Genomic DNA, 24,781 nt, shown 5'->3' with positions numbered 1-24,781 from the left:
CTAGCTCTCCGTCTTCAGATAGATCTCCGACCCCTGCTCGCGGAACTTGTCGCTCATCTCGGCCATGCCCTGTTCGATCGAGTTCGGGGCCATGCCGGCCGCGAATTCGCGGACTTCCTGGCTGATCTTCATCGAGCAGAACTTGGGACCGCACATCGAGCAGAAGTGCGCGGTCTTGTGCGCCTCCTTGGGCAGGGTCTCGTCGTGGAAGGCCCGGGCGGTCTCCGGGTCCAGGCCCAGGTTGAACTGGTCCTCCCAACGGAACTCGAACCGCGCCCGGCTGATGGCGTCGTCCCACATGGCCGCGCCGGGGTGACCCTTGGCCAGGTCGGCGGCGTGGGCGGCCAGCTTGTAGGTGATGACGCCGGTCTTGACGTCGTCGCGGTCGGGCAGGCCCAGGTGCTCCTTGGGCGTGACGTAGCAGAGCATGGCCGTGCCGAACCAGCCGATCATCGCCGCCCCGATCGCGCTGGTGATGTGGTCGTAGCCAGGGGCGATGTCGGTGGTCAACGGGCCGAGCGTGTAGAAGGGGGCCTCGTGGCAGTGCTTCAACTGCTCATCCATGTTGGCCTTGATCTTGTGCATGGCCACGTGGCCCGGCCCTTCGATCATCACCTGGACGCCGTGCTTCCAGGCCACCTTGGTCAGCTCGCCCAGGGTGCGCAGCTCGGCGAACTGGGCCTCGTCATTGGCGTCGGCGGTCGAGCCCGGACGCAGGCCGTCGCCCAGCGAGAACGACACGTCGTAGGCGCGCATGATCTCGCAGATCTCTTCGAACCGCTCGTAGAGGAAGTTCTCCTTGTGGTGGGCCAGGCACCACTTGGCCATGATCGAGCCGCCGCGCGAGACGATGCCCGTCACCCGCTTTGCAGTCAGCGGGATAAAGGGAAGCCTGACGCCGGCGTGGATGGTGAAGTAGTCCACCCCCTGCTCGGCCTGCTCGATCAGGGTGTCGCGGAAGACTTCCCAGTTAAGGTCCTCGGCCACGCCGTTGACCTTCTCCAGCGCCTGGTAGATCGGCACCGTGCCGATCGGCACCGGGCTGTTGCGGATGATCCAGTCGCGGATGTTGTGGATGTTGCGGCCGGTCGACAGGTCCATGACCGTGTCGGCGCCCCAGCGCGTGGCCCAGACCAGCTTGTCGACCTCGTCGGCGACGGTGCTGAGCACCGCCGAGTTGCCGATGTTGGCGTTGATCTTGACCAGGAAGTTGCGGCCGATCGCCATCGGCTCCAGCTCGCCGTGGTTGATGTTGGCCGGGATGATGGCCCGGCCGCGCGCCACTTCCTGGCGGACGAACTCGGGCGTCACGAAGTCGGGGATCGAGGCGCCGAAGTCCTCGCCGTCGCGGATGCACGGGCGGTCCTGCTCGCGGCGCAGGTTCTCGCGGATGGCGACATATTCCATCTCGGCGGTGACGACGCCGGCCCGGGCGTATTCCAGCTGGGTGACCAGCTTGCCCTGGGCGCCCTTGAAGATCGGGCGCTTGGCGGTGAACTGCGGGGCCAGGTGCTTGCCCTGGGCGAAGCCGTTGTCCTCGGGCTTCACCTCGCGGGGATTGGCCACCAGCTCGCAGTCGCCGCGGGCGATGATCCAGGGCTCGCGCGAGCGCTCCAGGCCCTGCTCGATGTCGATCTTGGCGTGGGGGTCGGTATAGGGGCCCGACGGGTCGTAGATGGTGACCGGCGGCTCGTTGGCGCTGGGATGGACCGCGACTTCGCGGAACGGCACCCGGATGTCGGGGAACAGCGAGCCGGCCTGGTAGACCTTGCGGCTGCCGGGGCGCTCCCCGGTGGGGATGGCGCCGATGGCGTCTTTGATGGGCAGTTGAACGTTCATTTCGGGCGCTCCTCGGGCGTTAAGGAGACCCGGACGTGTCGCGCTAAGTCGGTTTACGGGCGGGGTTTCGAAGCTCCGACCGCGTTCCCTCCCTTCGCCGGCATGACCCGGATCAGGTTCGACGGGTCAGGGCTGGCGCCCAATCTCAGCCGCGCGAAGCGGCCCCCCGGTGAACGGGGGGGACACTAGGCCGACTGACACGCGGGTCAACCCGTGTGACGAGGAGTTCACTTGCCAAGGAGGCCGGCGCCGCCCGATCAAGCGAACGCAGTTCTTCCGGAGCCCTAGCATGATCCCGTCCCGCCTCGCCCTCGCCGCCCTGTTGGCCCTGACCGCCGCGCCCGCCTTCGCCCAGGACGTGGTCAGGAAGATCCCGGCCCCGCACGGCGAGGTGATCATCGCCAACGCCCGCCAGCAGCAGAGCTACGACACCATCCACTACGCCCCGGCCCGGCGGGCCGGAGACACGCTCTACGTTTCGGGCGTGATCGTCGGGCGCGCCGACGACGAGGGCACCGACGCCGAGGCCTTCAAGGCCCAGGTGCGCCGGGCGTTCCAGGCCATCGACGCCACGCTGAAAGCCTCGGGCGCCAGCTTCGACGACGTGGTGATGATCAACAGCTTCCACGTCTGGGAAGGTCCCGACCAGCCGGCCCCGCGCCGCGAACAGTTGGCGATGTTCAACGCCGTGAAGTCCGAGTTCATGAAGGCCCCGCACCCCGCCTGGACGGCGGTGGGAACGACGGGCCTGCTGAACCCGCACGGCATCGTCGAGGTGCAGGTGATCGCCAAAGTGCCTGCACATGGCCGCCCGTAGGCTTTGCATAGGCCTGGAGCGCCAGGCCCATATGAGGTTTGCTACGGTCGATCCTCAGTCATTCCGGGAAAGGGCCGGCGCATGATCACCGTTTGGGGCGGACAGACCTCGCGATCGATCCGGGTCGTCTGGGTGCTGGAGGAGATGGGCCTGCCCTATCGGGTGCGGCAGGTGGACATGCTGGCCGCCGAGCAGGACCCCGAGTTCCTGGCGGTCAACCCCGCCGACTACATCCCGGCGATCCAGGACGGCGACGTCGTCATGGTCGAGTCGATCGCGATCATGGAGTACCTGTTGGCCCGCTACGGGCCGACGCCGCTGGCGCCCGCGCCGCACGATCCGAACTTCCCCGCCTACCAGCAGTTCCTGCACCTGGGCGAAGCCGGCCTCGCGACCCTGATGATGCCCGTCGTCGTCAGCCGCTTCATCGCGCCCGAGGCCGAGCGGGAGAACTGGGGCGCGACCTGGTGTCTGCGGTCGTTCCAGAAGCGGCTGAAGCTGGTCAGCCAACGGCTTGCCAGTTCGCCCTACCTCGCGGGCGAGGCTTTCACCGCCGCCGACATCTCGGTGACCTACGCCCTGAACCTGGGCCAACGGAACTGCGGCGTCATCCTCGGCGACGTCGAACAGGCCTACCTCGCCCGCACCACGGGCCGCGACGCCTACAAGCGCGCCATGGAGCGGTCGCACGAAGGGGTGAACACCTAAACCCCCGTCCGCCCCGCGAATTGAGGCGCGCTAGCTCTCCCCCAACGCCTGCCTGGCGCGCTCCAGGATCGAAGACCGGTCCAGCGCCGCCTCCAGCCGCTCCAGCGCGGCCAGGGCGTCCTGGGCCTCGGCGTTCAGCGCGACCGCGGCCGCCGACAGGGCCTTCCAGGCCGGCGCCAACCGCCGCGTCAAGGCCAAGCCCTCGTCGGTCAGGCGCAGGACGCGGCTGCGGCCGTCGCGCGGATCGCGGTCCTCGGCCACCAGCCCTTCGGCCACCAAGGCCTGCCGCACCTGGCTGACCGCGACGTGGGTGACGCCCAGGGCGGCGGCCAGCTCGCCCACCGATCGCGGGCCGTTCAGGGTCAGTTGGTTCAGCACACCGAACCACCGCTGCTCGAACCGCACGTCGAGTTCGGCGTAGAGCCGGCCGGCGTCGCGGTCGATCCGCTCGGACAGCCGCCGCAGCCGCGCGCCGAGGGCGGCGGCCCCGGATCGCAGGGTGTAGTCGCCGGACTCCGGCGGCGCCTCATCGGCCATTGACAACATCCGTAAGCACTTACATTTCTTCCGGGCAGCTATACAGGAGGCTTCGGCGGATGAACAGGCGTGGTTTCGTGGCGGGCTCGATCCTGCTGGGCGGCGGCCTGTGCGCGACCACCGCCTGGTGCGCCGACGACCTGGCCGGCGACGAGCCCGCCAAGACGTTGTTCCGGCAATGGCTGGCGGTGTTCAACGGCGACGACCCGGCCGCCTATCGCGCCTTCATCCAGGCGCGGCTGCCCGACGCCCTGCCCTATGTCGACGAGGATCTGGCCACCCGCGAGGCGTCCGGCGGCTTCACCGTGCTGCGCGCCAGCCTGACCTCGCCGGGCGAGCTGACCGCCTGGGTCCAGGACCGCGCCTGGGACCGGTTCTCCAAGGTGGTGCTGACGACCGGGCCGGACGGCGGGATGACCGACCTCGCCTTCGCGGGCGCCGCGCCGCCGGACGGGTTCAAGATCGCCCGCCTGAGCGAGGCCCAAGCCGTCGCGGCGCTGACGAGCAAGCTGCGCATCGAGGCCGGCGCCGACCGCTTCTCCGGCGCGGTGCTGGCGGCGCGCGGGGACCGCGTGATCTCCCGCCAAGCCTACGGCCTGGCCGACCGCGACAACGGGCGGAAGGCCCAGGTCGGCACGCGGTTCTGCATCGGCTCGATGGGCAAGATGTTCACCGCCGTCGGGGTCCTGCAGCAGGTCCAGGCCGGACGGCTGGGCCTGGGCGACACGGTCGCCGCCCTGCTGCCCGACTATCCCAACGCCGCCCTGGCCAAGCGCCTGACCGTCGAGCACCTGCTGACCCACACCGGCGGCACGGGCGACATCTTCGGCGCCTTCCACGACAGCCACCAGGCCGAGCTGCGCACGGTGTCGGACTATGTGCGGCTGTACGGCCCGCGCGAGCCGCTGTTCGAGCCGGGCGCGAAGTTCGCCTACAGCAACTACGGCTTTGTCCTGCTGGGCGCGATCCTCGAGCGCGTCGCCGGACAACCGTACGAGGCCTATTTCGACCAGCACGTCTTCCGCCCGGCCGGCATGACGGCGACCAGCCAGCAACCGCGCGTCGGCGACGCCCTGCCCTATTCCGGCAGCGCGCTGGCCGGGTTCAAGTCGCTGACACCCTATGCCGGCCTGCCGGCGGGCGGCGGCTATTCCACCGTCGACGACCTGCACGCCTTCGCGACGGCCCTGACGTCCCATCGGCTTCTGGACCCCGCCCATACCCGGCTGCTGACCACGCCGAGGGTGGAGGCGAGCGCCACCTCGCGCTGGGCGCTGGGCTTCCGGGTGCAGACCCGCAACGGCGTCACCTTCCACGGCCACGGCGGCGGCGCGCCGGGGGTCAATGGCGAGCTGGCGATCTATCCGGGGTCCGGCTACGTCACGGCGGTGCTGTGCAACCGCGGCCACCCGACGGCCGTGAACCCGGCCGAGTACCTCGGCAATCGCCTGCCGAGCTTCACGAAGGCGTGAGCCCCGTATCCATCGCGCCCGTCCAGCCGAATATGGCATCGTGATCCACGGCTGGAGGACAACGGCATGGCTCGATCGACCACCCCCACCCTCAATCGCCGCGCCACCCTGCGCGCGGCCCTCGGCGCGGCGGCCCTGGCCGGCGTTGGCGGAACGCGGGCCTTCGCCCGGGCGCCGGTACGCAACGTGGTGCTGGTGCACGGCGCCTGGGCCGACGGCTCGTGCTGGAGCGATGTGATCCCGAGGCTGCAGGCGGCCGGCTTCAACGTCACCGTCGTGCAGAACCCCCTGACCTCGCTGGCCGACGACGTGGCCGCCACGCGCCGGGTCCTGGCCCGGCAGGACGGCCCGACGGTGCTGGTCGGCCATTCCTGGGGCGGCGTGGTGATCACCGAGGCCGGCGTCGATCCCAAGGTCACGGCCCTGGTCTACGTCGCCGCCCGCGCGCCCGACGCGGGCGAGGACTTCGCCGCCCTCGCCGCGCGCTACCCGACCATGCCCGTCCGCGCCGGGGTGGTGACGACCGACGGCTATTCTTGGCTGACGGAGGACGCTTTCCTGAAGCACTTCGCCGGCGACGTGCCCGCCGCTCGGGCGCGGGTGCTGTACGCCGCGCAGCAACCGATCGCCGCGGACTTGTTCGCGGCCAGGACCACGGTCGCGGCGTGGCGCGGCAAGCCCAGCTGGTACGCCGTCTCGGCCCGCGACGAGACGACCTCGCCCGACCTGGAGCGGTTCCTGGCCCAGCGGATGAAGGCGACGACGATCGAGCTGCCGTCCAGCCACGTCTCGATGATTTCGCACCCGCAGGCGATCACCGACCTGATCGCGACGGCGGCCAAGGCGGGCGGCTAGAGCGTCCGCGCCGTGAAGGTGTCGCACGCGCCGGGGTCGCCGGCGTCGTAGCCCTTGCCGAACCAGCGCATGCGCTGGGCCGAGGTGCCGTGGGTGAAGCTGTCGGGCATGACCCGGCCCTGGGACTGCTCCTGGATGGCGTCGTCGCCGACCGCCGCGGCCGCGCCCAGGCCGTCCTCGATGTCGGCCCGACTGATCTGGATGCCGCCGCCCGAGGCCTCGGGCGCGTGGCGGGCCCAGACGCCGGCGTAGCAGTCGGCCTGCAGCTCCAGCCGCACCGAGCCGCTCTCGGCCCCGCGCGCGCCCAGGCGCCGCGCCTCGTCCGAGGCGCCGGTCAGGCTCTGGATGTGGTGGCCGATCTCGTGGCTGATCACATAGGCGCGGGCGAACTCGCCCTTGGCTCCGAACCGGCTTTCCAGCTCGTTCCAGAAGCTCAGGTCCAGATAGACCTTGTTGTCGGCCGGGCAATAGAACGGCCCCATGGCCGACTGGCCCGTGCCGCAGCCGGTGCCGGTGGCCTGATCGTACAGCACCACCGCCTGGGGCGGGCGATAGCTGACGCCGTGCTTGGCCAGCAGCGGCCCCCAGACGTCGGTGTTGGAGGTCTCGATCACGTCGACGAACCGGCCGGCCTCGTCGCTGACCTGACCGCGCACGCCCTCCTGGGCGGCGGGCTGCTGGACGCCGTTGACGGCGTTCATCGTGGTCTCGGGCGGCACGCCGAACACGAAATAGCCGATCACCGCCAGCACCACCGCGCCGATGCCGCCGCCGGCCACGCCCACCGGACCCAGACCCCGACGGTCCTCGATATTGCCTTCGCGGCGTCCCCCACCCCATTCCATGCGATCGGTCTCCCAGTGTTGCGAATTCGAGTTGCTAGAGAGGCGTCAGGACGCCGGCTTGATGGCGCGCATGCGGATGTTGCCGGCCGCCAGGGCCTGGTCGGTCAGGCGGTCCATCCGCTCGATGTCGGCGGCCATGTCCTCGGCGCCGGGGCCGCGCGGCGGGGTCGGCGGAAGGGGCGGCCGCAGGGTCGGCGCGGTCGGCGTCGCCGCGGACTCGTTCAGTCCGCGCAGGGTCAGCTGGGTGGCGTAGCGGCTCTGGGCGGCCGACAGCTCGCGCTGGGCCGCCAGGGCGTTCTGGCGGGCGATATCCTGCTGCAGTAGGATCACGTTGCGATCGCGCACGCCCCTCAGGTCGGCCTGGGCGTGGGCCGACGTGCAGACAGCCAGGGCCAACATCAGGGTTGGCCCCGTCGCCGCGATCATCGTCCGAACCGTGCTCATGCCTTGGGGCTCCAACTTCAGGGCCCCAAATTCAACGCCTTCAATGCGTCGGGTTCAGGGCTGCTTGACGGTGAAACGCGTCAGTTCGGTTTTGGGCGCATCCCATTCGGGGTCGAGTTCAGCCGCCTTGGTGAAGTCGCGATAGGCCGCCGTCACGTCGCCCAGGCTCTCATTGGCCACGGCCCGGTTGTAATAGGCCTTTTCGGGATCCTTGACGCCCAGGGCCAGGCCCCGGTCGATCTGGCTGAGACCCTCGCCATAACGGCTGGTGCCCACATAGGCCGCGCCGCGATTGACGTAGGCCTCGCCCAGATTGGGGTCGATCCGCGAAGCGGCGTCGAAATCCTCGACAGCGTCGTCGAAGTTGCGCTGCCGCATCTGCAGGACGCCGCGATTGACGTAGGTGCGGGCCTTGTCGCGGAAGTTCAGGGTCTCGGTCTCGAGGGCCACGGTGCAGGTGGTGACCGAAGCGCTGTCCTTGCGCCCGTCCATCGCCGCGTCGGCGCAATCCTTGGCCGCGCCGCCGCCGATGACCAGGGTGGATGCGCCGGCGGTTCCGGCGCAGGCGATGGCGGTCGCGAAAGCCGCCGCCCAGAGGGTGGTTTTCAACATGCGTCTTCTCCCAAACTCGCACGGCCTTCTGACGAGGGCGCGCGGCTGGGGGCAGTCGCGCGTTGGCCGCGCCGGGTCGTGATTTTATGGTCGTCAGCATAGCACAGCGGCGGCCGAGCCTGTAGGGAATCGGCGAACGATAGTTCCCTTGCTGCGAAAGGCCTTCGATGCACCTGGCCCGTTTCCCCCGCGCCCGTTTCGCCCACCTGCCCACGCCCCTGGAGCCCCTGTCCCGCCTGGGCGCGGAGCTTGGGATCGACCTGTGGGTCAAGCGCGACGACTGCACCGGCCTGGCCGGCGGCGGCAACAAGACCCGCAAGCTGGAGTTCCTGCTGGGCGAGGCCCTTGCCCAGGGCGCCGACACCCTGGTCACCCAGGGCGCGGTACAGTCCAACCATGTGCGCCAGACCATCGCGGCCGGCGCGCGCTTTGGCCTCAAGAGCGAGATCATCCTGGAGGAGCGCACGGGCTCGAAGGCCAGCGACTATGTCGGCAACGGCAACGTCCTGCTGGACCGGCTGATGGGCGCGGCGATCCGCTTCGTGCCGGGCGGGACCGACATGGTCGCCGAGCTGGAAGCCTCGGCGGCGGCGGTGCGCCAGCGCGGCGGCAAGCCCTATGTCATCCCCGGCGGCGGCTCGAACACGGTCGGCGCCCTGGGCTATGTCGACTGCGCCCGCGAGCTGGTGGTCCAGGCCGACATGATGGACCTGAAGATCGACCGCCTGGTCACCGCCACCGGCAGCGCCGGCACCCATGCGGGCCTAGTGGCGGGCTTCGCGGCGCTGAGCGTCGACATCCCGATCCTCGGCTTCGGCGTCCGCGCCCCCAAGGCCAAGCAGGAGGAGAACGTCTTCAACCTGGCGGTCGCCACCGCCGAGACGATCGGCGCGGCCGGCCGGGTGACGCGCGAGATGGTCGTGGCCGACTGCGACTATGTCGGCGCGGGCTACGGCCTGGTCGACCAGGGGGTGATCGACGCCCTGACCCTGGCGGCCCGCACCGAGGGCCTGCTGCTGGATCCGGTCTATTCGGGCAAGGCGATGAAGGGCCTGATCGACCAGGCCCGCAAGGGCGCGTTCAAGGGCCAGCGGGTGGTGTTCCTGCACACCGGCGGCGCCCAGGGGCTGTTCGGCTATCAGAGCGAACTGGAGGCCGCCCTTGTCTAAGGTGTTGGGCGTTCTCGGCGGCATGGGCCCGGCCGCCACCCTGGACTTCCTGGCCAAGCTGCAGGCGGCCACGCCGGTCAGCCGCGAGCAGGACCACCTGCGGGTGCTGGTCGACATCAACCCCAAGGTTCCCGACCGCAACAACAGCTATGACGAGGCCGGGCCGGTGCTGGCCCAGATGGCCGTGGGCCTGCGCGAGGCCGGGGCCCAGGTGCTGGCCATCGCCTGCAACACCGCCCACGCCTATGCGGACCAGGTGAAGGCCAGCGGCCTGCCCCTCGTCGACCTGATCGAGACCGCCGGCTTGGCCGCGAAGGCCGCCAAGTCAGAGGGCGGCGCCGAGCGCGTCGGCGTGCTGGGCACCGGCGGGGCCCTGGCGCTGTATCGCCGGACCTTCTCGCACCTGGGGATCGAGGCGGTGACCCTGGACGACCACGAGCAGGTCGAGTTCATGGCCCTGCTCTATCGCATCAAGCACGGAGACCTGGGCGCGGACAGCCGCGAGACCATGGCCGCCCTCGCTCATCGGCTGGTCGGCAAGGGGGCTCAGGTGGTGGTGGCGGGCTGCACCGAGGTGCCGCTGGTGATGGGGGCGGCCGACCTGACCGTGCCGTTCATCGACGCCACCGAGGCCCTGGCCAGGCGGTGCGTCGAGGTCTGCTCGGCCGGCTGATCAGTCCTTCGCAGTCGGGGGCGCGGCAGTCGGGGGCGCGGGTCCCAGGCCGATGCAGTCGACCTGCTGGGGCGAGCTTTCGTGCTTGGACACGCTCCAGGTCTTGTCGGGCATGGCCCTGAGCGAGACCACCTCCTCCCGGCACTTGGCTTCGTTGGCGAACTTCGTCTGGTAGGTGACGATCGCGTAGCCGCCCTTCGGCCGGCCCGGCGGATCCACCTCCCGCTTGGCGCCCGTCTGCCGCCGGTCGATCACGGCGCCCAGGGGAACAAGACCGGTCTTGTAGGTGGCCTCGAACGTGGTCCACGGAACGCCCATCGACTTGTCGACGGATTCATAGGCTTCCACGAATTTCCCGTTGTCGACGAGGTCGACATACTTCCGGGCCGCGAAATCCGCGTCTTCGGTCGGCCAGACGATCTCCTCGGGCGCCTGCGCGTCCGGGTTCGGCGATTCGGGTTTCCGCGCGGCGTCCGGCGCGGGGAACGCCAGCAGGATCAGCACGAACACGCCGATGGCGCCGCCCGCCTGGACGAACCCCTTGTACTTGATGTCGATGAAACCCGGCAGGATGGCCGCGACCCCGGCGGCGGCCAGGGCCAGGATGATCCGATAGGTCCAGACCTCGGTCGGACTGGGGTCTTTCACCACCGCCGTGAAGACCAGGATCGTGATGATGAAGATCGCGCCGAACACGAACGCGATGAGCGTCTTGACGTCTATTTCACCGGTGACGAAGGAACGCTTCGGCGGATCGTCCATGAACCTTGCCCCCGAAAATCAGCGCGACTCCCCCATAACGTGAAACGGGAAGCTTTGCACGCCCGACTCCCAGGCCGGCGCGCCGCGCGAACCCCTCCTAGTCCGCGGTGACCCCCGCGAAGGTGCGGGCCTCGGGCTTGATCGTGACCTGGGTCCGGATGCCCTCGTCGAACAGCGCGCTGGCGTAGTCGAGGGCGGCCTTGTAGGCGGCCTCCTGGCTGGAATGACGCGACAAGGTCTGCCCCCGCCGTTCGACGCACCAGTCGAAGGGTTTGGTGACCACCAGGATCAAATCCACGGGCTGCTCCTGACCAGGCGGCCCGACGCCGCACGTGATCCCCCGTCGATGATTGATGCCCGATTCCAGAACCCAGACTATGCAGAACGGTGCGGTTTCGCTCCGTGAACGCCGGTTTCTGCGCGAACGCGGTTAATGCCCGCAGCAGCCGCCGTGACCGCCCGTTGAGCCGCCGCCATGCCCGCCGCCGCCATAGCGACCGCCGCCGGACACCGTCACGCTGCTTGAGGAGCTGGCGCTTGCCCTAGCGCTGGAAGAGGCGCTGGCGGCCGCGCCGGCGCTCGACCAACCACGGGCATAGCCCGTCCGGCCATAGGCCTGGCCGCCGATCCAGCCGCCGCCCACGCCGTAGCGGGCGCTGGAATAGCCGTAATAACCGCCGCCGGCCGCGCCCTCGAGCGACTGGGCGTAGCCGTCGCCGGCCTGGTAACTGCCCTGATAGCTCCAGCCCTGGCCTTCCTCGCTGTAGCGGGAGGATTCGGACTCGTAGGTCTCCTCGGTGCGCTCGACGCTGCTTTCGGCGCGATCGTAAATCCGCCCCTGCTCGCGATAGCCGCGATCCTCGTAAGCGCGACGGTCGCCGTCACAGTCGCAGCCTCGGCGTTCGGCCCGGCGCTCCTCGTGCTCGATGTAAACCGGCACCCGGACGATTTTCTCGACCGGCACCTCGACCCGCTTTTCGATGATGCGATCCACCGGCACTTCCACGCGCTTCTCGACGATTCGGTCGACGGGACGGTCGACATAGACGGGACGATCGACCGGCTTCTCGACGATCTTGACCACTGGCACCTCGACCCGCTTCTCGACCACGCGGTCCACCGGGCGGTCGACATAGACGATCCGGTCGACGGGCACCTCGGTCCGCTTCTCGATATAGACCGGCTGCTTGACGATCTTTTCGACATAGACCGGGCGTTCGATGATCTTGACCCGGGTCCTGACCACGGGCTTGGCGGCCGGCTTCGACGCGGGTCTGGGCGCCGCCTTGGTGATGGGGGTGACGCGGGCTGGATAGCCGTCCGCGAGCGCGGACGTCACGGGTCCCAGCGCGGCGAGCGTCATCGTCGCCGCTCCGATCAGGAGCATTGCCTTCGGGTTCATCGTCAAACGCCTTTCCGACTACGCCGTCCAGCACCTCGCGAACGATCCCCCGACAGCGATCGCGAAGCGTCCCATTCTGGGTCGCGGCGCTCGGTTGGCAGCAAGGCTTGGACCAGTTCACTCCCTAGCTGGAGCGCGCGGGCGTCCTAGAGCCCGAAGATCCGGCGGATCCATTTCGGCACGCGCTTGGGACGCGGCGCTTCCTCGATCACGTCCGGCGCGGGCGCGTAGCGCGGCTCGGGCGGACCGTCCCGCGCGACCAGGCCAGCCTTCAGCCCGGCGGTCATCACGTCGCGCCAGATGCGGGCCGGGAGGTCGCCGCCGACCATGCGGCTCATCGGCGAGTGGTCGTCGTTGCCGACCCAGACCCCGACCACCAGGTCGCCGGTGAAACCCACGAAGACAGCGTCGCGATAGTCCTGGGTGGTGCCGGTCTTGCCATAAGCCTTCTGGCCCAGGCGCGCGGCGCGGCCGGTGCCCTCCTCGACCACCGCGCCCAGCAGGTCGTAGAGCGCCGCGCGTTCGGCCGTGTCCATGTCGGCCGTGGCGATGGGGGTGGTGCGCGCGCGGCCGTAGGGCTGGACCGGCATCTTGCCCGAGGCGACGGCGGCGTAGGCTCCGGTCAGCTCCAGCAGGTTGGTCTCGGCCGTGCCCAGGGCCAGGGTGGCGTCGTCCTCGCGCAGCGGCGAGACGATCCCCAGGTCCCGCGCCGCCCGGACCACCTCGGGGCCGCCGGCCTGCTGGTAGACCCGCGCGGCGATGATGTTGTTGGACTGGGCGAAGGCGTCGCGGATGGTCAGGTCGCGCCCGCCCCCGCCCTCGTAGTTGGCCGGCGTCCAGCCGCCGATGGTCACCGGATCGCCGATCACCAGGTTGTCGGGCGCGGCCCCGTCGCGCAGGGCCGCCAGATAGACGAACAGCTTGAAGGCGCTGCCCGGTTGCCGCTGGGCCTGGACGGCGCGGTTGAACGGGGTCTGGCGATAGTTCGTGCCGCCCAGCATGGCTACCACCCGGCCGTCCGGGCGCATGGCGACCACGGCCACCTGTCCCACCTTGGCCTTGGCCGCGCCCTTCATGTCCTTGGCCACCGCCCGCTCGACGATCCGCTGCAGGCGGCTGTCCAGGGTGGTGGGCACGCGCACCTCGCCATAGCCCGGCCCGTCGAAGGCGGACTTGACCTGCGGCGAGATCCAATCGGCGAAATAGCCGCCCACCGGCAGGTCGGCCCGGGTGGTGCGCACCACCACATGACCGGCCGCGTCGGCTTGCTGGCGGGTGATCGCCTTGGTCCGCACCATCGCATCCAGCACCAGCCTGGCCCGCGCGCCGGCCGCCTGGGGATGGTCGACCGGGTCCAGGTCGACCGGCGCCTTGACCATGCCGGCCAGCATCGCCGCCTCGCCGATCGACAACTGCTCGGGCGGCTTGCCGAAATAGTGCCGGGCCGCCGCGCCCAGACCGTAGACCCCGTCGCCGAAATAGATGCTGGAGAGATAGCGCGCCAGGATCTCGTCCTTGGAAAGCCGCAGCTCCAGCCACAGGGCGATCATCGCCTCCTGGCCCTTGCGGCGCAGGCTGCGCTCGGGCTTGAGGAAGGCGTTCTTGGCCAATTGCTGGGTGATCGTGCTGCCGCCCTGCACGGTGCGATGGGCCTTGGCGTTGACCACCAGGGCGCGCGCCATGCCGCCGAAGTCGACGCCGATGTGGCGGTAGAACCGGCGGTCCTCGATGGCCAGGAAGGCGGCCGGCACGTGCTTGGGCAGGGCCTTGATGACCACCGGGGCCTCCTTGTACGCCCCCCGTCGGGCGAAGGGCCGACCCTGGTCGTCCAGCAGGATCAACGCCCGGTTCGGCAGGGGCTCCAGGGCCCGCGAAATCGGCAGGCTGGCGCCCAGCCAGACCAGCAGGACCAACAACGGCAGCAAGGCGCCGATCCCAGCCCCGAACCACAGCCGATGGCGCACGACGAAGGCGCGCGCGGCGGTCCAGGCGGACGCCAGGCTTGTCTTCGCACCTTCGGGGATCATCAGCGACGCGCCTCCGCGACCTTAACGCCGCTCAAGCTTGGACAACGGCTCAGGAGGATCGGGGTTCACCGTGTCAGGACATTGACCGGCTCGCCGAAGGGCTCCGCCTAGGACAGCGGCATGAAGGCGTCGACCCGGTTCAGGGCCGCCAGCGGCGCGCGGATGTGGCAGCGCAGGCCTTCGGGGCGATAGTCGAGATCCACCTCCCCGCCCAGTTCGTTGGGCAGGGCCAGCTCGATGATCCGCGAACCGAACCCCCGCCGCTCGGGCGAACGGACCGGCGGCCCGCCCTGTTCGGTCCAGGAGATGTCCAGCCGTTCGCCCCCCGCCACCGACCAGCCGATGTCGACCTTGCCGTCCGCGACCGACAGCGCGCCGTACTTCAGCGCGTTGATCGCCAGTTCGTGGAAGGCCAGGGCCAGCACCACCGCCGGCTTGGGCGAAACCATCAGGTCGTCGCCGCTGATGGTCAGCTGCCCCGGATCGTTGCGATAGGGCGTGACCGAGCCGTCGACGATCTGCCGCAGGCTGGCGGCCGACCAGTTCTCGTCGGTCAGCACGTTGTGGGTGGCGGCGATCGCCATCAGCCGTCCTTCCAGCGCCCCGCGCACCGACATGTCGACGCCGGCGTTGCGCAGCGACTGGCTGGCGATCGACTGGATGGTGGCCAGGGTGTTCTTCACCCGGTGGTTCAGTTCGTTGACCAGCAGCTGCCGATGGGCTTCGGCGCGCATCTCGCCGGTGACGTCGCGCGAGGTGGCCAGGACGCGGATCACCCGGCCCTCCTCCCCCAGTTCTTCCGAGAGGATCGGCGACACCGTGGTGTCCCACCAGCGCGGATCACCCTTGGCGGTGGGGCAGATGGCGCGAAAGGCTGCGGCCTCGCCCTTCATGGCGGTGCGCAGGGCCTGCTCGACGTCCGCCCGGCTTTCGGGCGGCCACATGTCGGGCCAGTAGCGGCTGCGGTTGCGGCCTTCGAAATCGTCGATCTCGAACAGCGCCTGGCCGCGGGCGTTCATGAATTCGAGGAAGCCCTCCGGGCTGATCACCCGGATGCAGTCGCGACTGGCTTCCACGATGCTGAGGAAGTACGCGCCCGCGCCTTTCAGAACGGCCTTGTCCGATCCCTCGCCCGACACCAGGGTCTCCTTGCACCACGCCATGTTCACCGTGCCGCGTCGCAATTCAAGCCATGCGTGTATGTTGAAGACAGGTTTCGCGAGGATGAGGCGATCCGGGCCGCACTAGCCCGGATGATCTTCGCGGCTGGCCTCCAGCATGCCGACCAGGGCCGCCGACAGACGCGAGGTCTGGGCCATGCGACGCAGCGCATCGCGAGCGTGATCGCTGTCGGCGATCTCGGCTTGTCGCTCGAGACGCTCGGCTTCGTTCAGGTGGTCAAGCTGGCTGGGCATGATGAATATTTACGGGAGATGAACGACCCCATCCATGTGACCGCTGGTCGCAGAACGGTGTAACCTCACGTAAAAACAAATCGTTACGCGAGAAACCGGTGTCAGAAATGAAAACGGCCCCGGGTCATTCCTGACCCGGGGCCGTCGTCCTGTTCCCCAACAGGACGGCGTCGCGCGCTACCAAAACCGGCGCGGCGGCGTCGCCTCAAAAACCGATGACCCGTTCTCGCTCACCCTCGATGGAGGCACAACGTGACGGCCTGTCGCAGGAGAATGACTCGGCGTCATATAACAAAGCTCCACCAAAAGCCTCTGGTCAAGTCATGACACCGGTATCATAACTGTCCACAACACCGCGCCGACCCAACGGCGACAGGGGTTTCGGCAAGGACCGACCGGGAGGAAGACCAGGAACGCGAGGGTTTGGAAGACCCCTCTCAGCTCCTCTCCCAGCCGCCATGCCGCGTCCTTGCGTCGCGGGGGGTTTCGGCCTGAAAGCCCCTGGGAGAGTATCGTCGCCATGCCGCTTAGCCCCCTCACACGCCGCCGCCTGCTGGCGACGACCACCGCCACCTTCGCCGTCGCCGCGGCCATGGCCCCGCTGAAGGCCCTGGCCCAAGGCGCCGCGCCGTCCAAGGACCAGGTCCTGGCGACGATGAAGAAGGCCACGACCTTCATGGCCGAGAAGGCCGCCTACGAGGGCGGCTATGTCTGGAGCTACCTGCCCGACTTCTCGCGCCGGTTCGGCGAGATGGAAGCCTTCCCGACCATGATCTGGGTCCAGCCGCCCGGCACGGCGACCATGGGCCACCTGTTCCTCGACGCCTATCACGCCACGGGCGACGAATATTACTACGAGGCGGCCCGCAAAGCCGCTCAAGCGCTGATCAAGATCCAGCACCCGGCGGGCGGCTGGAACTACATGGGCGACCTGGCCGGGCCGGAGTCGCTGCAGAAGTGGTACGACACCATCGGCAAGAACGGCTGGCGGCTAGAGGAATTCCAGCACTACTACGGCAACGCCACGTTCGACGACGAGGGCACCGCCGAGAGCTGCCAGCTGATGCTGCGCATCTATCTGGAAAAGAAGGACAAGGCCTTCAAGCCGGCGCTGGACAAGGCCATCCAGTTCGTCCTCGACAGCCAATATCCGAACGGCGGCTGGCCCCAGCGCTTCCCGCTGTCGGGCGGCTTCGAGAACAAGGGCCACCCCGACTACACGGGCTACATCACCTTCAACGACGGCGTCGTCGACGAGAACATCAAGTTCCTGCTGATGGTCTGGCAGACCCTGGGCGACAAGCGCGTGCTGGACCCGATCAAGCGCGCCATGGACATCTACATCGCCGCCCACCAGCCGATGCCGCAGCCCGGCTGGGGCCTGCAGCACACCGTCGCCGACCTGAAGCCGGCCGGCGCGCGCACCTACGAGCCCAAGGCCTTCGCCAGCCACACCACGGCCGGCAACCTCGAAAACCTGATGGACTACTATCAGCTGACGGGCGACCCGAAGTACCTGGACCGCATCCCCGAGACCATCGACTGGCTGGCCGGCCTGAAGCTCGACGACAAGATCGCACCGGGCAAGCCGCGCTATCCGACCTTCATCGAGATCGGCACCAACGAGCCGCTCTACGTGCACCGTCGCGGCTCCAACGTGTTCAACGGCGAGTACTTCATCGACAAGCACTGGGAGAACACGATCGTCCACTACTCGTCGTTCCGCGCGGTCGCCATCGACAAGCTGCGCAAGCGCTACGAGACGCTGAAGGCCACGCCGCCCGAAGTGGTCAGCAAGGACTCGCCGCTGAAGGTGAAGGGCGGCAGCCGCCCCCTGCCCCGCTACTTCACCACCAAGGACCTCTCGGTGTCCGACCTGAACGTCGGCGCCCTGAAGACCAGCGACAAGACCACCGACGCCGACGCCGCCAAGCTGATGGCGCAGCTGAACGCCGAGGGCTGGTGGCCGACCGAGATGAAGGCGGTCAGCAACCCCTATATCGGCGACGGCTCGATGACCGTGACCCCGGGCGAGTTCTCGGCGACCCGCGTGGGCGATCCCACCGACACCTCGCCCTACATCGCCGACGTGCCCAAGCCGGGCATCTCGACCGGCGCCTATATCGAGAACATGGCGGCCCTGATCCGCTACGTGACGGCCTAAACGCGACGGGGACATGCGTCATGGCGCGTGTCCCCCGTTCGCCGATCCAAGACCAAATTGTCGCACCACGGATCAAATAGGGCCGTGGGAGCATCTTCCTAACCGTTTGGCGCTAGAGCCTCCGTGTAACGCGGGGGCGCCTTCCATGCTGGACGGGCTTGGCATTCTGGACGAGCGGGTCGACGAAGTCGCCGTCGCCAGCCGGCGCGCGCGCCCGCAGCGCCTGATCATGGCCGTGTTCATCACCGGCTTCCTGATCTTCAATCTTGGTTTCCGCACCGCCGCCCTGTGGCTCGCCGCGGTGCTGTTCGCCGACCTCTACGGCCTGGCCGTCACCCGGCTTTCGGCGCGAAGCGGCGTCGGGCCCAAGGCGCGCCGCGCCGGCTACGTCTCGGCCGTGGTGGTGATGGTCGGCGTCTGGACCTCGCTGGCCGTGCTGCTGTGGCTTTCCGAGCATCCGGCCCTGCGGTTCGCCGCCATCTGCCTGACCGGCGGACAGCTGATCCACGCCCAGGCCGTGACCTTCCGCTCGCCCACCGTGTTCGCGTTCGACGCCGGCCTTCCGGCCCTGGCCCTGGCCGGCATGCCGCTGCTGCTGGGCGGCTATACCGGCTGGTCGATCCTGACCGTGCTGATCGCCGTGGCCCTGGTGCTTCTCTACGTGGTGTCCAGCGCCGCCGTGAACGCCCGCCGGGTCCAGGCGCTGGAAGCCGCCCAGCACGCCGCCATGTCGGCCAGCGCCGCCAAGTCGGTGTTCCTGGCCACCATGAGCCACGAGCTGCGCACGCCGATGAACGGGGTCCTGGGCATGGCCCACGCCCTGACCGCCGGCCCGCTGAACGACCAGCAGTCCCGTCAGGTCGACATGCTGATCCGCTCGGGCGAGGGCCTGATGACCATCCTCAACGACGTGCTGGACGTCTCCAAGATCGAGGCCGGCAAGCTGGAGCTGGAGATCCTGACCTTCGACATCCGCGACCTGATCGACGAAGTGGTCGGCCTGTGGAGCCAGGCGGCGCAGGCCAAGGACGTGCAACTGATCTGCACCGTGGACCCGCTCGCTCCCACCTGGGTCAGCGGCGATCCGACCCGGCTTCGGCAGATCCTGACCAATCTGATCTCCAACGCCCTGAAGTTCACCGCCAGCGGCGAGGTGACCGTGCGGGTCGGCCCCGCCGGTGCGGCGTTCCTGGAGATCCAGGTCGTCGACACCGGCATCGGCATGTCGGCCGAGCAGCAGACGCGCCTGTTCCAGACCTTCTCCCAGGCCGACGCCTCGATCACCCGGCGGTTCGGCGGCACCGGGCTGGGCCTGGCGATCTGCAAGCAGCTGACCGAGCTGATGGGCGGGGCGATCACCGTGCGCAGCGCGCCGGGCGCGGGCTCGGCCTTCACCCTGGCCCTGCCCCTGCCGGCCGCCGCCGAACCCGAGGTCGCGCCGGAGACGCCGTGCGAAGGCATCGTCGGCCTGCGGGTGCTGGTCGCCGACGACAACCGCATCAACCAGCTGGTGGCCCGCACCATCCTGGAGGCCGCCGGGGCCGTGGTCGAGGTCGCCGACAACGGCCGCCACGCCCTCGAGCGCCTGGCCGAACGGGTCTACGACGCCGTGCTGATGGACGTGCACATGCCGGACATGGACGGGCTGGAGGCGCTGCGGCGTGTCCGGGCCGGAGCAGCGGGCGCCGGCGACATCCCCGTCATCGCCCTGACCGCCGACGTCATGCACGGCGACGAGGGCGACCTGTTGGCCTGCGGCTTCGACGCGGTCCAGTCCAAGCCGATCCGGCCGGCCGACCTGGTGCGGGCGATCGCCCAGGCCTGCGCGGCCTAGACCAGCGCCTTGCGCATGAACCACCGCGGATAGAACGGCGCCGGGCCGTCCATCTGGCCGAAGACCTCGAAGCCCAGCCGCTCGTAGAACGGCCGAGCCTGGAAGGCGTAGGTGTCCAGCCACATCAGGTGACAGCCGCGCGCCCGCGCCTCGGCCTCGGCGCGGGTCATCAGGTCGGTCCCGACGCCCGTCCCGCGCAAGGCCTCCGGCACCACGATCATGTCGACATAGAAGGCGCCCCACCGCGACTGCCCCCACAGGCCGCCCAGCACCGCCGCCTCGCCCGGCGCGGTGATCAGCAGCGCGAAGTCGCGGTTGTCGGGCGGGCCGACGGCCTTGCCCGTGAACGCACGCAGCACGGCCAGGCCCTGCTGGTAGGAGTCCAGCGAAGGCTGGTCGGTCTGGCGGATCTCGAACGTCATGCGCCCACTCTCGCTCGTGCGATTGCGATCGTGAAGGCGCCGTGTAGGGAAGCCGACTTTGGAACCCGCCGCCCGACCGGGGCGCTGTTTCAGGGTCGGATTAACAGCAATTCGTGTGCGTCATGGCCCTCAAGGCCTTCATTTCCCTGGCCGTCCTGGCCGCCGTCCTGGCCGCCGTCCTGGCCGGACTGCTGATGCCGGTCCCCGGCCACCGCAAGGCCGAGGCCACCCAGTCGCGGATCGAGACGATCGAGATCAACAACTAGCCAGCCCTTGATCCTTGGGCCGGGCCCGGTAGGCTGCCTTCAAACAAGTGTTTGCGAGGATCCAGCCGTGACCGACGCCTTCATCTGCGACGCCGTCCGCACGCCGATCGGCCGCTACGGCGGGGCGCTGTCGGGCGTGCGGGCCGACGACCTGGCGGCGATCCCAATCAAGGCTTTGATGGCCCGCAATCCCGGCGTCGACTGGGACGCGCTGGACGACGTGGTGCTGGGCTGCGCCAACCAGGCCGGCGAGGACAATCGCAACATTGCCCGAATGGGAGCTTTGCTGGCCGGCCTGCCGACCACCGCCTCGGGCTCGACCGTCAACCGCCTGTGCGGCTCGGGCCTGGACGCCCTGGGCGTGGCCGCCCGCGCCATCAAGTCCGGCGAGGCCCAGCTGATGCTGGCCGGCGGCGTGGAGAGCATGAGCCGCGCGCCGTTCGTGATGGGCAAGGCCGACAGCGCCTTCTCGCGCAACGCCGAGATCTTCGACACCACGATCGGCTGGCGCTTCGTCAATCCGGCCATGCGCAAGGCCTATGGCGTCGACTCCATGCCCGAGACCGCCGAGAACGTCGCCGAGGCGTGGCAGGTCAGCCGCGCCGACCAGGACGCCTTCGCCCTGCGCAGCCAGGCCCGCGCGGCGGCCGCGCAAGGCTCGGGCCGGTTCGACGCCGAGATCGTCTCGGTCACCCTGCCCCAGCGCAAGGGCGATCCGGTCGTGGTATCCAGGGACGAGCACCCGCGCGCCACCACGATCGAGGCGCTGTCGGCGCTGAAGCCCATCGTCCGGCCCGACGGCACGATCACCGCCGGCAACGCGTCGGGCGTCAACGACGGGGCGGCCGCCCTGATCGTCGCCTCCGAGGCGGCGGCCAAGGCCCACGGCCTGACGCCCCGCGCCCGCATCCTGGGCGTCGCCGCCGCCGGGGTCGAACCCCGCGTGATGGGGATCGGCCCGGTGCCCGCGACGAAGAAGCTGCTGGCGCGCCTGGGCCTCTCGATCGGCGACATCGACCTGGTCGAGCTGAACGAGGCCTTCGCCGCCCAGGGCCTGGCCGTGCTGCGCGACCTGGGCCTGCCCGATGACGGCGAGCACGTGAACCCCAACGGCGGCGCCATCGCCCTGGGCCACCCGCTGGGCATGAGCGGCGCCCGCCTGGGCCTGACCCTGGTCGAGGAACTGCACCGCCGCGGCGCCCGCTACGGCCTGGCGACCATGTGCATCGGCGTGGGCCAAGGCATCGCGATGGTGGTCGAGCGCGTCTGAAACGGCGCTGCAATCATCCCGCAACACGCCGCGCCGACCCTCCGGGCAGCGAAGGTCGCGCCGCGCCTTCCGCTCTCCGAAGGAGGCCGGTCATGAAACCCGTCTTGCCGCTGATCCTGGCCTCCGCCCTGCTGACGGGCTGCGCCGTGGTGTCCGAAACGCCGTTGTTCGCCGCCGCCGACGCCTCGCCCCATGGCCTGGCCGACGGCGTCTGGGCCTTGTCCGGGCCTGGCTGCGACGTCCGGCCCGCCCCATCGGGCCGGTTGCCGGACTGCTCCGCCCCGGTGGAGGTCGCGCACGGCAAGATGAGCTGGGACGCCGAGACCGCCATGGTCCGGGCGTTCGGTCCGGCAGCGCGATCGCTCGCGGCGCTGCAGCCGCCCAAATCCAGCGACTACCTGCTGATCGACGGAGACCCCGAGATCGTCGAACTGATCAACGGCGCCACCAACGGTCCGCCGTCGGCCTCGACGCCCCAGGGCGGACCGCTGAAACCGGGCTACCTGGCCCTTCGTCCCCTCCACCGGACCAGCGCCGGCTTGATCGACCGGGCGGTCGTCTGGCCGGTGCAGTGTCCGTCGCAGACCCCGCGCCCGGCCGGCTTCGCCACGGCCGGCGGCAAGTGCGAGGTCCAGAGCGCCGACGCCCTGCGCCGGCAAGCCAAGGTGCTGCCGCCCTTCCAGAGCGCGTTCCTGACCTGGGTGGCGGCCGACGGTCCGGCGACCGCCCACCCTTGAATGGCCCGCCCTTTGAATGGATTGGCGACAGCGCCGCTGAATCACCCATGATCCCGGCTCCGCATCGCTGGAGCCGTCCATGATCCTTCGCGCCCTCGCCCTGCCCGTCCTGGCGGCGGCCCTGCTGGCCACGCCCGTCGCCGCCCAGACGCTGAAGGTCACCGGCGGCGAGATCACCCAGGCCGCGCCGACCGCCGACGGCGTGCGGGTCTACAAGGGTCTGCCCTACGCTGCGCCGCCGGTCGGGGAGAACCGCTGGAAGCCGCCGCAACCGCTGCGGCCCTGGGCCGGCGCGCGTCCGGTCGACGCCTACGCCCCCAACTGCCTGCAGCCCAAGCGCTACGACGACATCGACCCGTTCACGCCGTCCATGAGCGAGGACTGCCTCTATCTGAACGTCAGCACGGCGGCCAAGCCGGGCGAGAAGCTGCCGGTGTTCTTCTGGATCCACGGCGGCGGCTACGGCGCGGGCTCGGGCGCGGAGCCGCGCCACGACGGCGAGGCCTTGGCCCGCAAGGGCGTGGTGGTGGTGACCATCAACTACCGCCTGGGCGTCTTCGGCTTCATGGCCCATCCGGAGCTGACCGCCGAGAGCCCGCGCCACGCCAGCGGCGACCAGGCCCTGGCCGACATGATCGCCGCCCTGCGCTGGGTGAAGGCCAACGCCGCGACATTCGGCGGCGATCCGGACAAGGTCACGATCGTCGGCGAGTCGGCCGGATCGGACGCCGTCAGCCGGATGATGATCTCGCCCGAAGCCAAGGGCCTGTTCCATCGCGCCATCGGCGAGAGCGGATCGGCCTTCTCGATGACGCGCGACGACCAGACCCTGGCCCAGGCCGAGGCCGTCGGCAAAGCCTTCGCCCAGTCGCTGGGCGGCGACGACCTGGCGAGGCTGCGCGCGCGTTCCTCCGCCGAGATCCTGGCCGCCTTCACCGCGCCGAACGCCGACTTCGGCTTCCGCCCCAACCTGGACGGCTGGATCCTGCCCGCCGGCGCCGCCCAGACCTTCGCCGCCCGCGAGCAAGCGGACGTGCCGCTGCTGGTCGGCTGGAACCGCGACGAGGGCAGCCTGTTCGGCAACTTCGAGAACAAGACCCTGCAGCAGGTGCTGGCCGAGCGCTTCGGTCCTCGGGTCGGCGAGGCGCTGGCGCTCTATCCGGTCCACACGCCGGCCATCGAGCAGGCCTCGCGGCAGACCTACGCCGGCGACCTCTGGATGGGCCTGCCGACCTGGCGCTGGGCCATGGCGCAGACCCGGACCGGCAAGTCGCCCGTCTATGTCTACCGCTTCGACCATGCGCCCAGGATTCCGGACGCCTGGTTCGGCGCGGCCAATCGCGGCAAGGATTTCGGCGCCTTCCACTCGGCAGACATCGTCTACGTGTTCGACCATCCTGAGATCATCAAGGCCTGGACGACCGACGCCACGGACCGCCGCGTCGCCGACCAGATGTCGTCCTACTGGGTCAATTTCGCGCGGACCGGTGATCCGAACGGACCCGGCCTGCCGACCTGGGCGCCGTATTCGCCCGACGCGCCCAAGAAGATGCTGATCGGGCCGGAGCCGCGGCTCGTGGACGATCCGGACGTGGCGCGGCTGCGCTTGCTGGAAAGCGTGGGGAAATAGCGACGCCTAGCCTTTCGCCGCCTTGATCGCCTTCTGAAGCTGGGCCCGCCGCGCCGCGAGGCCGTCGATCGCCGCCGCTTCCTCGGCGTCGAGCGCCGCGTGGCGCTCGGCGAAGGCCAGCTCCGAGGCCTCGGCTTCGTCCTCGACGCCCTCGAGCTCCGCCTTCAGGGCCGCCAGCTTCTCCGCCCGCGCCGTCTCCGCCTTGGACGGCTTGCGCCGCGCCTTGGCGGGCAAGGCCTTGAGCGCCGCGCCCAGTCCGCCGGCCGGGGTGGTGATGACCGTCTCCGGCTCGGCGACGGCGGCGTCGTGGTTCGCGCCCTCGGACAGCTCCCGCGCCGTGCCGTCCTTGAACAGGTCGCGGCCGACGTCCCAGGCCTCCAGGGCCTTGGCGCGCGAGGTCGCGGCCACGGTGTAGTCGTGGAGGCCGTCGGACCAGGAAAACACCTTGAGCTTGCGCGCCATGCTCTCCGAACGACCGGATAATCCAGGCCGTTCCGAAGGTCGGCTTTAGGAACCCGACCCGCCGGCGACGGATTTTCCCTCCACAGCGAATGGAGGACGACGATGCCCCAGGGCGACAAGTCGAAATACACCGACAAGCAGGAGCGCAAGGCCGACCACATCGCCGAAGGCTACGAAGCGCGCGGCGTCTCCGAGAAGGAGGCCGAACGGCGGGCCTGGGCGACGGTCAACAAGGACGACGGCGGCGGCAAGGAGCCCGGCGGCTCGGGGCGCGGCAAGCACACCGGCCACCCGGCGGCCCACAAGGGCGGCGAAAAGGGCGGCAAGGCGGCGGCCTCCCGCACGGCGGCCGAACGCTCGGCCTCGGCCAGGAAGGCCGCCGCGACCCGCAAGCGCAACGCCACCCATCACTGAGAGGG

At 69.7% G+C, this 24,781-nt stretch carries 26 protein-coding genes and 1 riboswitch; of the genes, 13 read left to right on the top strand and 13 right to left on the bottom strand.

All coding sequences use genetic code 11. The annotated features are described in order from the left end of the window. The gene (gene thiC, locus AC1DMQ_RS10285; protein ID WP_477033466.1) at positions 1 to 1,839 is read right to left on the bottom strand and encodes a phosphomethylpyrimidine synthase ThiC; all 1,839 of its coding nucleotides are present in this window, start codon (positions 1,837 to 1,839) and stop codon (positions 1 to 3) included. A gap of 72 nt (positions 1,840 to 1,911) precedes the next feature. After that, a riboswitch (TPP riboswitch) is annotated at positions 1,912 to 2,018 on the bottom strand. Positions 2,019 to 2,128: 110 nt separating this feature from the next. On the opposite strand from thiC, the gene AC1DMQ_RS10280 reads away from it, so the two are divergent. Continuing rightward, entirely contained in the window at positions 2,129 to 2,656 is a 528-nt protein-coding gene (locus AC1DMQ_RS10280; protein ID WP_477033465.1) for a RidA family protein, read from the top strand. 81 nt (positions 2,657 to 2,737) lie between these two features. After that, positions 2,738 to 3,364, top strand: a complete 627-nt coding sequence (locus AC1DMQ_RS10275) for a glutathione S-transferase family protein (RefSeq protein ID WP_477033464.1) — start codon at positions 2,738 to 2,740, stop codon at positions 3,362 to 3,364. Positions 3,365 to 3,394: 30 nt separating this feature from the next. Here the strand turns inward: AC1DMQ_RS10275 and AC1DMQ_RS10270 are convergent, their stop codons facing one another. After that, a complete protein-coding gene (locus tag AC1DMQ_RS10270; RefSeq protein WP_477033463.1) occupies positions 3,395 to 3,901 on the bottom strand; it encodes a MarR family winged helix-turn-helix transcriptional regulator in 507 nt (168 codons plus the stop codon). A gap of 59 nt (positions 3,902 to 3,960) precedes the next feature. Between AC1DMQ_RS10270 and AC1DMQ_RS10265 the strand changes: the two genes are divergently transcribed. Both AC1DMQ_RS10265 and AC1DMQ_RS10260 read left to right on the top strand, forming a co-directional pair. Then, the gene (locus AC1DMQ_RS10265; RefSeq protein ID WP_477033462.1) at positions 3,961 to 5,373 is read left to right on the top strand and encodes a serine hydrolase domain-containing protein; all 1,413 of its coding nucleotides are present in this window, start codon (positions 3,961 to 3,963) and stop codon (positions 5,371 to 5,373) included. A gap of 66 nt (positions 5,374 to 5,439) precedes the next feature. Beyond that, positions 5,440 to 6,228, top strand: a complete 789-nt coding sequence (locus tag AC1DMQ_RS10260; RefSeq protein ID WP_477033461.1) for an alpha/beta fold hydrolase — start codon at positions 5,440 to 5,442, stop codon at positions 6,226 to 6,228. On the opposite strand, the gene ypfJ is transcribed toward AC1DMQ_RS10260, so the two are convergent. Genes ypfJ through AC1DMQ_RS10245 form a run of 3 tightly spaced genes read right to left on the bottom strand, consistent with a single transcriptional unit; the run spans position 6,225 to position 8,129 of the window. After that, on the bottom strand, positions 6,225 to 7,073 hold the full coding sequence (gene ypfJ, locus AC1DMQ_RS10255; protein WP_477033460.1) for a KPN_02809 family neutral zinc metallopeptidase: 849 nt from the start codon (positions 7,071 to 7,073) through the stop codon (positions 6,225 to 6,227). The two genes, AC1DMQ_RS10260 and ypfJ, sit on opposite strands and share 4 nt — an antisense overlap. Before the next feature lie 45 nt (positions 7,074 to 7,118). Continuing rightward, the gene (locus AC1DMQ_RS10250) at positions 7,119 to 7,517 is read right to left on the bottom strand and encodes a hypothetical protein (protein WP_477033459.1); all 399 of its coding nucleotides are present in this window, start codon (positions 7,515 to 7,517) and stop codon (positions 7,119 to 7,121) included. 54 nt (positions 7,518 to 7,571) lie between these two features. Further along, complete coding sequence (locus AC1DMQ_RS10245; RefSeq protein ID WP_477033458.1) at positions 7,572 to 8,129, bottom strand: tetratricopeptide repeat protein; 558 nt, start codon at positions 8,127 to 8,129, stop codon at positions 7,572 to 7,574. Positions 8,130 to 8,296: 167 nt separating this feature from the next. On the opposite strand from AC1DMQ_RS10245, the gene cuyA reads away from it, so the two are divergent. Beyond that, positions 8,297 to 9,298, top strand: coding sequence for a D-cysteate sulfo-lyase (gene cuyA, locus AC1DMQ_RS10240; protein WP_477033457.1), 1,002 nt, complete (start codon positions 8,297 to 8,299; stop codon positions 9,296 to 9,298). Continuing rightward, on the top strand, positions 9,291 to 9,971 hold the full coding sequence (gene cuyB, locus AC1DMQ_RS10235; protein ID WP_477033456.1) for a cysteate racemase: 681 nt from the start codon (positions 9,291 to 9,293) through the stop codon (positions 9,969 to 9,971). Before cuyA ends, cuyB begins: the two co-directional genes overlap by 8 nt. Here the strand turns inward: cuyB and AC1DMQ_RS10230 are convergent, their stop codons facing one another. From AC1DMQ_RS10230 to AC1DMQ_RS10205, 6 genes are all read right to left on the bottom strand, one after another. Beyond that, positions 9,972 to 10,733 (bottom strand): DUF4019 domain-containing protein, encoded by a 762-nt coding sequence (locus tag AC1DMQ_RS10230; RefSeq protein ID WP_477033455.1) that lies wholly within the window; start codon positions 10,731 to 10,733, stop codon positions 9,972 to 9,974. It abuts the gene before it with no gap. Positions 10,734 to 10,830: 97 nt separating this feature from the next. Next, positions 10,831 to 11,031 (bottom strand): hypothetical protein, encoded by a 201-nt coding sequence (locus AC1DMQ_RS10225; protein ID WP_477033454.1) that lies wholly within the window; start codon positions 11,029 to 11,031, stop codon positions 10,831 to 10,833. 132 nt (positions 11,032 to 11,163) lie between these two features. Next, positions 11,164 to 12,096 carry an IMCp domain-containing protein gene (locus AC1DMQ_RS10220; protein WP_477033453.1) on the bottom strand — a complete coding sequence of 311 codons (933 nt, stop codon included), beginning with the start codon at positions 12,094 to 12,096 and terminating at the stop codon, positions 11,164 to 11,166. Between the two features lie 185 nt (positions 12,097 to 12,281). Further along, entirely contained in the window at positions 12,282 to 14,162 is a 1,881-nt protein-coding gene (locus AC1DMQ_RS10215) for a transglycosylase domain-containing protein (protein WP_477033452.1), read from the bottom strand. Between the two features lie 107 nt (positions 14,163 to 14,269). Next, complete coding sequence (locus AC1DMQ_RS10210) at positions 14,270 to 15,301, bottom strand: sensor histidine kinase (protein WP_477033582.1); 1,032 nt, start codon at positions 15,299 to 15,301, stop codon at positions 14,270 to 14,272. 105 nt (positions 15,302 to 15,406) lie between these two features. Next, positions 15,407 to 15,577, bottom strand: coding sequence for a hypothetical protein (locus AC1DMQ_RS10205; protein WP_477033451.1), 171 nt, complete (start codon positions 15,575 to 15,577; stop codon positions 15,407 to 15,409). Between the two features lie 520 nt (positions 15,578 to 16,097). On the opposite strand from AC1DMQ_RS10205, the gene AC1DMQ_RS10200 reads away from it, so the two are divergent. Then, positions 16,098 to 17,741: a pectate lyase gene (locus tag AC1DMQ_RS10200; RefSeq protein WP_477033450.1), complete on the top strand. Its 1,644-nt coding sequence runs from the start codon at positions 16,098 to 16,100 to the stop codon at positions 17,739 to 17,741. A 145-nt stretch (positions 17,742 to 17,886) separates the two neighbouring features. Next, positions 17,887 to 19,575: an ATP-binding protein gene (locus AC1DMQ_RS10195; protein WP_477033449.1), complete on the top strand. Its 1,689-nt coding sequence runs from the start codon at positions 17,887 to 17,889 to the stop codon at positions 19,573 to 19,575. On the opposite strand, the gene AC1DMQ_RS10190 is transcribed toward AC1DMQ_RS10195, so the two are convergent. Continuing rightward, positions 19,572 to 19,997 carry a GNAT family N-acetyltransferase gene (locus AC1DMQ_RS10190; RefSeq protein ID WP_477033448.1) on the bottom strand — a complete coding sequence of 142 codons (426 nt, stop codon included), beginning with the start codon at positions 19,995 to 19,997 and terminating at the stop codon, positions 19,572 to 19,574. The two genes, AC1DMQ_RS10195 and AC1DMQ_RS10190, sit on opposite strands and share 4 nt — an antisense overlap. Before the next feature lie 122 nt (positions 19,998 to 20,119). Here AC1DMQ_RS10190 and AC1DMQ_RS10185 point away from each other — a divergent pair, with 122 nt between their 5' ends. From AC1DMQ_RS10185 to AC1DMQ_RS10170, 4 genes are all read left to right on the top strand, one after another. Then, complete coding sequence (locus AC1DMQ_RS10185) at positions 20,120 to 20,263, top strand: hypothetical protein (RefSeq protein WP_477033447.1); 144 nt, start codon at positions 20,120 to 20,122, stop codon at positions 20,261 to 20,263. 67 nt (positions 20,264 to 20,330) lie between these two features. After that, on the top strand, positions 20,331 to 21,533 hold the full coding sequence (gene pcaF, locus AC1DMQ_RS10180; RefSeq protein WP_477033446.1) for a 3-oxoadipyl-CoA thiolase: 1,203 nt from the start codon (positions 20,331 to 20,333) through the stop codon (positions 21,531 to 21,533). Between the two features lie 92 nt (positions 21,534 to 21,625). Continuing rightward, positions 21,626 to 22,270, top strand: a complete 645-nt coding sequence (locus AC1DMQ_RS10175) for a hypothetical protein (RefSeq protein ID WP_477033445.1) — start codon at positions 21,626 to 21,628, stop codon at positions 22,268 to 22,270. Positions 22,271 to 22,349: 79 nt separating this feature from the next. Next, on the top strand, positions 22,350 to 23,900 hold the full coding sequence (locus AC1DMQ_RS10170; protein WP_477033444.1) for a carboxylesterase/lipase family protein: 1,551 nt from the start codon (positions 22,350 to 22,352) through the stop codon (positions 23,898 to 23,900). Positions 23,901 to 23,906: 6 nt separating this feature from the next. Here AC1DMQ_RS10170 and AC1DMQ_RS10165 read toward each other — a convergent pair whose 3' ends face one another. Next, positions 23,907 to 24,362 carry a hypothetical protein gene (locus AC1DMQ_RS10165; protein ID WP_477033443.1) on the bottom strand — a complete coding sequence of 152 codons (456 nt, stop codon included), beginning with the start codon at positions 24,360 to 24,362 and terminating at the stop codon, positions 23,907 to 23,909. Between the two features lie 102 nt (positions 24,363 to 24,464). On the opposite strand from AC1DMQ_RS10165, the gene AC1DMQ_RS10160 reads away from it, so the two are divergent. Continuing rightward, on the top strand, positions 24,465 to 24,776 hold the full coding sequence (locus AC1DMQ_RS10160) for a plasmid stabilization protein (protein WP_477033442.1): 312 nt from the start codon (positions 24,465 to 24,467) through the stop codon (positions 24,774 to 24,776). The last annotated feature ends 5 nt before the right edge of the window (positions 24,777 to 24,781 follow it).

It is taken from the genome of Caulobacter sp. 05L422 (assembly GCF_056397765.1).
The sequence above is the reverse complement of the archived record's forward strand: the minus strand, read 5'-3'. Positions and strand labels throughout refer to the sequence as shown.

Coding starts and splice junctions, on each gene's coding strand:
- thiC (WP_477033466.1), bottom strand. CDS start 1,839: ATGAACGTTCAACTGCCCATCAAAGACGCCATCGGCGCCATCCCCACC.
- AC1DMQ_RS10245 (WP_477033458.1), bottom strand. CDS start 8,129: ATGTTGAAAACCACCCTCTGGGCGGCGGCTTTCGCGACCGCCATCGCC.
- AC1DMQ_RS10230 (WP_477033455.1), bottom strand. CDS start 10,733: ATGGACGATCCGCCGAAGCGTTCCTTCGTCACCGGTGAAATAGACGTC.
- AC1DMQ_RS10215 (WP_477033452.1), bottom strand. CDS start 14,162: ATGATCCCCGAAGGTGCGAAGACAAGCCTGGCGTCCGCCTGGACCGCC.
- AC1DMQ_RS10165 (WP_477033443.1), bottom strand. CDS start 24,362: ATGGCGCGCAAGCTCAAGGTGTTTTCCTGGTCCGACGGCCTCCACGAC.
- AC1DMQ_RS10190 (WP_477033448.1), bottom strand. CDS start 19,997: ATGACGTTCGAGATCCGCCAGACCGACCAGCCTTCGCTGGACTCCTAC.
- AC1DMQ_RS10280 (WP_477033465.1), top strand. CDS start 2,129: ATGATCCCGTCCCGCCTCGCCCTCGCCGCCCTGTTGGCCCTGACCGCC.
- ypfJ (WP_477033460.1), bottom strand. CDS start 7,073: ATGGAATGGGGTGGGGGACGCCGCGAAGGCAATATCGAGGACCGTCGG.
- AC1DMQ_RS10260 (WP_477033461.1), top strand. CDS start 5,440: ATGGCTCGATCGACCACCCCCACCCTCAATCGCCGCGCCACCCTGCGC.
- cuyA (WP_477033457.1), top strand. CDS start 8,297: ATGCACCTGGCCCGTTTCCCCCGCGCCCGTTTCGCCCACCTGCCCACG.
- AC1DMQ_RS10160 (WP_477033442.1), top strand. CDS start 24,465: ATGCCCCAGGGCGACAAGTCGAAATACACCGACAAGCAGGAGCGCAAG.
- AC1DMQ_RS10185 (WP_477033447.1), top strand. CDS start 20,120: ATGGCCCTCAAGGCCTTCATTTCCCTGGCCGTCCTGGCCGCCGTCCTG.
- AC1DMQ_RS10220 (WP_477033453.1), bottom strand. CDS start 12,096: ATGACGCTCGCCGCGCTGGGACCCGTGACGTCCGCGCTCGCGGACGGC.
- AC1DMQ_RS10200 (WP_477033450.1), top strand. CDS start 16,098: ATGCCGCTTAGCCCCCTCACACGCCGCCGCCTGCTGGCGACGACCACC.
- AC1DMQ_RS10265 (WP_477033462.1), top strand. CDS start 3,961: ATGAACAGGCGTGGTTTCGTGGCGGGCTCGATCCTGCTGGGCGGCGGC.
- AC1DMQ_RS10175 (WP_477033445.1), top strand. CDS start 21,626: ATGAAACCCGTCTTGCCGCTGATCCTGGCCTCCGCCCTGCTGACGGGC.
- AC1DMQ_RS10170 (WP_477033444.1), top strand. CDS start 22,350: ATGATCCTTCGCGCCCTCGCCCTGCCCGTCCTGGCGGCGGCCCTGCTG.
- AC1DMQ_RS10205 (WP_477033451.1), bottom strand. CDS start 15,577: ATGCCCAGCCAGCTTGACCACCTGAACGAAGCCGAGCGTCTCGAGCGA.
- AC1DMQ_RS10250 (WP_477033459.1), bottom strand. CDS start 7,517: ATGAGCACGGTTCGGACGATGATCGCGGCGACGGGGCCAACCCTGATG.
- AC1DMQ_RS10270 (WP_477033463.1), bottom strand. CDS start 3,901: ATGGCCGATGAGGCGCCGCCGGAGTCCGGCGACTACACCCTGCGATCC.
- AC1DMQ_RS10275 (WP_477033464.1), top strand. CDS start 2,738: ATGATCACCGTTTGGGGCGGACAGACCTCGCGATCGATCCGGGTCGTC.
- AC1DMQ_RS10195 (WP_477033449.1), top strand. CDS start 17,887: ATGCTGGACGGGCTTGGCATTCTGGACGAGCGGGTCGACGAAGTCGCC.